We start from the raw sequence: 1094 nt of genomic DNA on the forward strand, positions 1-1094 counted from the left end.
AGTACTTGGCCCACCGGGCCAAGGAACGTGTCCGCGGACTGCTGCGCGGCCGGCAGCCGGACCTGGAGCTGACGCAGCTGGATGCCTCGTCCTACACGAGCGGCGAGCTCACCATGCTGGCCAGCCCCAGCCTCTTCGGGGAAGCAAAGCTAATTGAGGCCTCGTCCCTGGCGCAGATGAACGATGAGTTCCTGGCGGACATGCTGGCCTATGTAGCGTCTCCGGCCGATGATGTCTGGCTGGTCCTGCACCATGGCGGCGGGGTCCGCGGCAAGAAACTGCTGGATGCGGTCAAGGCCTCGGGGGCGCCCGTGGTCGACTGCCAAGCCATGAAGAAGGACTCGGAAAAACTGGACTTTGTGCGGCAGGAATTTAAAGCCGCGCGCCGTGCCATCGAACCTGCCGCCGCCCAGGCGCTGGTGGCCGCTGTCGGTTCGTCGCTGCCGGACCTGGCAGCCGCCTGCTCGCAGTTGATTTCCGACGCCGACAGCGCCGTCACCGAAGAGACGGTAGAGAAGTACTACGGCGGACGGGTCGAGGCCACCGGGTTCAAGGTAGCCGATGCCGCCGTTTCCGGCCGGGGTGCGGCCGCGCTGTCATCCCTCCGGCACGCGCTGGCCACCGGAGTGGATCCGGTGCCGATTGTTGCAGTGCTGGCCATGAAGCTGCGCCAGATCGCCAAGGTCAAGAGTGCCTCGGCGAACGCACGCGACCTGGGCATGGCCCCGTGGCAGTTCGACCAGGCCCGCAGGGATGCGCGGCTGTGGGAGTCAGAGGCCCTGGCCCGCTGCATCCAGGTACTGGCCGAAACGGACGCCCAGGTCAAAGGCGAAGGCCGTGACCCGGAATATGCCGTGGAACGGGCCGTCACGTTGATCGCCACCAGCGCGCGCCGCTGAACACGCCGGCTTTGACTAAGGTCTGCGGAGCGGCAGGGACTCGGGCCTCAGGCCGCGCCGGCCCGCCCGCCGCGACCCCGAACCCGGCTGCCCAAGTACCCGCCGAGGAAGCCGCCCGCCACCGCGGTCACTGAGCCGGCCCGCGCCAGGATTTCGCGCCGCCGTCTGCAGCAGGAAGCAAAGAAGCCGGAGGCC

Annotated in this window: 1 protein-coding gene; it reads left to right on the top strand. The window is 68.3% G+C overall.

Features of this window, described 5'->3' with window-relative positions:
- On the top strand, nt 1-899 hold an 899-nt coding region (gene holA / locus AC5RWT_RS37685), incomplete at its 5' end, for a DNA polymerase III subunit delta (RefSeq protein ID WP_494084663.1).
- Between the last annotated feature and the right edge of the window lie 195 nt (nt 900-1094).

It is taken from the genome of Arthrobacter sp. Dra40 (assembly GCF_059091905.1).